This window comes from Streptomyces sp. bgisy100 (assembly GCF_057709105.1).
This window is the reverse complement of the sequence record NZ_JBYITE010000099.1, coordinates 1-4,695: the sequence shown is the minus strand read 5'-3', so window position 1 is coordinate 4,695 and position 4,695 is coordinate 1. Positions and strand designations below refer to the sequence as shown.

Below are 4,695 nucleotides of genomic sequence, written 5' to 3'. Positions count from 1 at the left end.
ATACGACGGGGGCCGTCCCCGAACCGTGATCACGTTTCGGGGCCGGCCTTTTGTGTGCGCGGGGCAGGCGGGTCGGTCCTGAGGCTCAGTCTCGGGGGCGGGGGGTGACGGTGAGGCGCATGCCGGGCAGGTCTCGCGTGCCGTCGGCCGGGCGGACGTTGTACAGGCTGACGCTGCGGAGCTCGTCCAGCCCGGCCAGGCGCGACAGATCGGCTGTCGGCATCGGATCCCGGGGGCTGCCCAAGCTGAGGTTGTGCAGCCCAGGGACGACGCTGGGGAGCGCTGACAGCACTGTGGCGAGAACGTCGTCCGCAACCTGGACGTTCGACAGGTGCAGCTCCCGCAGGTCGGGCAGCGTGAAGCCGTCGGGGACGCGGAGCGGTGCCGCGGTGGCGGTCAGACCGAATCCCAGGGAACTCAGTGAGGGGAGTCGGGAGAGTTCCTCCCAGTGAGCCGGGCCGAGGTGCCGTGACATGTTCAGGTGCAGGAAACGGAGGTCCGGCCAGGCGGAGATCCCGAGGACGGCGTCATCGACGGGCTCGCGCAGGTAGAGAGCCTCGAGTGGTGCATCGGCCGGGAGCATGGCGAGCCAGTCCTGCGGCAGCGGATCGTAGAGGAACAGCGAGGTGAGGGCGGACAGCTCGGAGAGCCCGGTGAGTGCGTGGGAGGCCGGGACGTCGTCCAGCAGCAAGGAGTGCACCGGTGTGTCCGCGAGCGGGGACAGGTCGGAGATCCCTGGGCAGGACCGCAGCCACAGGCTGCTTAGCGCCGTGCACTCCCGCAGCGGTGCGAGGTCTGTGATCACCGCGTTGGACTCGATCCGCAGGTGAGTGAGCCGGGCCGGGTCGACCACATCCAGCAGCTCACCGGCTTCGAAGTCGCCTCTGACCATCAGCCGGGAGCAGCGGTCCAGCGACTTCAGGATGCGCAGCTCCTCCCATGAGGTGGCCACGAAATCCAGGCCGTCCGGGTCCAGGTGCCGCAGGACCTCCTCCGCGTACCGCTCGATGTCGAAGCGCTGCCAGGTCCACGCGAGCTGGGAGCGTACGCCGAGGGACGGGTGGTGACGGAAACGCTTCAGGAGCGGGATCGCGGCGTCCGTGCCCAGCTGTGAAGCCGCGCTGACCACGTGCACCGCCTCGTCGTCCGGCAGGCCGTCCGGGCCGGGGAGCAGCTCCAGCACGACCGGTCCCGCCGCGGCGAGGGCGCGGGCCTCCTCGACGCTGCGGGGCGGGATGATCTGGGCGGCCCGGCTCTCCACCTCTGTGCGCACGGCGGGATCCAGTTCGCTGGCGTGTTCCAGGCAGGCCATGGCGAGGAGGTGGATGCGGGACCGTTCGGCGGCGTCCGTCGCCCGGTCGCCGCGGGCGAGGAGCTGGGTCAGGAGGTCCGCCCGTTCGCGGGGCCGGGCGTGGGCCACGGACATCCGGATGACGTCCTCCCACTGGCTGTCCGTGGCGTTGTTGATCAGCAGGCCGATGTCCCAGGCCTCCACGGCGGCCCGGGCCCCCAGATAGTCCTGGAACGTGCGGTGCACGAAGTCCACGGTTCCGGTGGCCGGCTCGCGCAGCAGCCCGCTCCGGACCAGGAGGTGGCCGAAGATCCCGTCGGCGTCGCCCTGGGCGGCGGCGGCCGGTACCGCGGGCAGGGCGTCGGCGATGACGCGCCGGGCGTGGTCGCGCTCCAGCTCGGTGCGGCCGTTGCGGATGAGCCAGTAGGCGAGCCGCTGGAGGAGCTGGATCTGCGGCTCCTCGCTCAGCTCGACGCTGTCGGGGCCGTGCATGTCCCGTTCGCGGTCGCGGCGGGACAGGAGCATGGAGAGGGCGGCGTCGTAGAGCTCCTTGCGCCCGCGGGGGAGGTGGCCGCGCCGGTCCCGGTGCAGGGCGCACAGCAGGCCGCACATCAGGGGGTTCGTGGCCAGCCGGGCCAGGTCCTGCTTGGTCTCCACGGCGGTCAGCAGCGCCTGTTCGTAGCCGTCCAGGCGCTCGGTGTCCTCGGTGTCGAGGCGGGCGGCGGCGTGCCAGCGCCGGATGAAGGCCGAGACGTCCCCGCGGCTCATCGGCGCCAGGGTCAGCTCGGTGAAGTCCTCGTCGGCGAGCCAGCCCTCGCGGACGGCGGACGGGCGGGAGGTGATCAGCCACAGATTGCCGGGGAAGGCCGTGAGCAGGTCCCGCAGCCAGTCGCGGGTCCGCGCCCGGTGCCGCTCGGGGATCTCGTCCAGGCCGTCGACCAGCAGCAGTCCCCGGCCCTCGGTCAGGACCCGGTCGGCCCAGCCGGCCGGCTGGACACCGGCGACCGGGCAGTTCACGGCGGAGAGCAGCCGGTCGGGGGTGGGCAGGCCCGCACCGTCGCGGATCAGGGAGCGCAGTGGGAGGACGAACGGGATGCGGTCGCGGAGCCGGGGCGGCGCCGCCGCGTCCTCCTGCCGGGCCGCGGAGACCGCCAGCCACTGGACCAGGGTGGTCTTGCCGGAGCCCGCGACGCCGCGCAGGAAGACCCGGTCGTGCCCGGCGAAGGCCTGATCGGCCGGGAGCCGGGAGACGGGCGCCAGGACGTCGTGCAGGCCGTTAGGGGCGGCCTGAGGGCCGTCGCCACCGCTGCCCGCCATAGGCGTGGCACCGCCGGTTGTCGCGGCCGCCTCCAGGCCGAGGTAGGCCGCGTCCAGGGGCCAGCGGTCCGGGGAGTCGGACAGGTCGATGCCGTAGATCGTGAGCCGGCCGTGCTTCTGCGCCAGATGGGCCAGATAGCGGGCCTCGAAGGCAGCGTCCTCGCCGCCGCGGCGCGGGGTGCGGGCGATCAGCTCGTCGACCCGGGCGAGGACCGTGCGCAGCTCCTGGCTCTGCTCCACCAGGGTGCGGGCGACGAAGGCCGACCGCTGGGTGAAGAAGTGCAGGATGTGCAGGCAGGCGGTGTCGAGCAGGACGTCGTGCAGGGCCGTGGCGTCGGACGAGAGGTCGGCGATGCCGCGGGCGTTCGCCCGCCGGAGCGCCCCCGCCAGGGCGGCGGGCCCGAGGCGCACCGCCTGGACGTCGTCCATGGCGAGGTCGCCGAGGCCGTGCAGCGTCCGGGCGAGGGTGTGGACGACGGCCTCCCGGTCCCCGTCCGCCGCCCGCTCGTGCGGTCCCGCGGACCGCTGCCCCCGCTCGACCAGCTCCGAGGCCAGCCGCAGCAGGTCGCGCTCGGTCAGGGCGCGTTTCTCGCCCCGGAAGGAGACCAGGCCGGAGACCCGGACCGGCCGGTCGACCAGGCCCCCGCCCGCCCCCTCGGCCACGAACAGCTTCTTGATCAGTGGTGCGACGGCGCTCGACGCGAGTCGGGCGCCGATGGCTGCGGGATCCACGTCCCATGCCCCCCGGCGGTGGTGTGGCGTGCCCGTGGTCGTCGGCGCGCACGGGCTGCTGGAGGGACAGCCTAAGGCGCGGCGGCAGACGGGGGCTTTGGTCCCGAAACGGACCTGCAAAAGACCCGCGGAAATGCCTTTGGATCTTATATGCGGGTGACGTGTCGCACGTGGTCCGGCTCACTTACTAGAAACAATAGGAGGATGGCTTTGGGGGAGATCGGGACCAAGGTCCCGGGACTCATGCCTCCGGAGGGCAGAACGGCCCTTTTCCTTCATATTGCAAGGTCATCGCAGTGGAGAGTGCGCGAGTTCCAGGAATTTCCCGCCAGGCGCCGTGGTCTGTGCGGGTCGGAAGGCCTCAGGCGCTGGTCAGAGCGGAGATGGAGGGGGTGGAGCGGGGGTGCGGGGCCATACGGCCGGCGGTAGTAGAAAGGCCGCTTGTCGCCCTCGGAAAGGCGGGTTACCAAGGATGAGCGATTTCCGGAAAGCCCCCGGGATTCATTCACTTCTTGGAGGAAAGCCGTATGCGTAAGCACACCCAGACCGCCACCGCGAACAAGTCCGTCCTGCGTCGTCGCGCCGCTGTTCTGGCCGCGGGCATGGGGGCCTCGGTCGCGCTGGGCTCCGGGGTGGCGCTCGCCTCTGCGGACGCCTCCGCCCCGCAGCACGACGTCTTCGCGACCAAGACCGCCGGTTCCCTCTCGCAGGCCGTGCAGGCCCAGGCCGACGGCCAGCACAAGGCCGCCGAGAAGGACGCCGCCAAGGCGAAGGCCAAGGCCGCCGCCAAGGCCGAGGCCAAGAAGCGCGCCGCCGAGAAGGCGGCCGCGGACCGCAAGAAGCGCGCCGCCAAGCTCGCCAACCCGGCCACCTGGGTGAAGCCGGTGGACCACTACACCAAGGGTTCGACCTTCGGTCTCGGCGGCAGCCACTGGTCCAACAAGCACTCCGGCCAGGACTTCGTCGTGCCCACCGGCACCTCGGTGAAGGCCGCGCACAGCGGCACCGTGGTCGAGGCCGGCTGGGGCGGCTCGTACGGCAACAACATCGTGATCAAGCACGGCAACAAGACGTACACCCAGTACGGCCACCTCTCGAAGCTCGGTGTGAGCGCCGGCCAGACCGTGAAGACCGGCCAGGAGATCGGCAAGTCCGGCAGCACCGGCAACTCGACCGGCCCGCACCTGCACTTCGAGACCCGGACCGCCCCGGTCTACGGCTTCGCCGTCGAGCCGATCAAGTTCCTGAAGAGCCACGGCGTCCACGCCTGACGCTCCCGGTGCCGGCCCCGCCGCGGGCCGGTGACCCACGGTGCAGCCGCCCCCGACAGGGAGCTGTACCCCCTCATCGGTAAC

At 71.8% G+C, this 4,695-nt stretch carries 2 protein-coding genes; one reads left to right on the top strand and one right to left on the bottom strand.

The features are described from left to right. Positions 1-85: 85 nt before the first annotated feature. The gene (locus tag AC3EQ1_RS31205; protein WP_432097670.1) at positions 86-3,340 is read right to left on the bottom strand and encodes an NACHT domain-containing protein; all 3,255 of its coding nucleotides are present in this window, start codon (positions 3,338-3,340) and stop codon (positions 86-88) included. A 527-nt stretch (positions 3,341-3,867) separates the two neighbouring features. Here AC3EQ1_RS31205 and AC3EQ1_RS31200 point away from each other — a divergent pair. Further along, positions 3,868-4,611 (top strand): M23 family metallopeptidase, encoded by a 744-nt coding sequence (locus AC3EQ1_RS31200; protein WP_432097669.1) that lies wholly within the window; start codon positions 3,868-3,870, stop codon positions 4,609-4,611. Positions 4,612-4,695 lie beyond the last annotated feature (84 nt).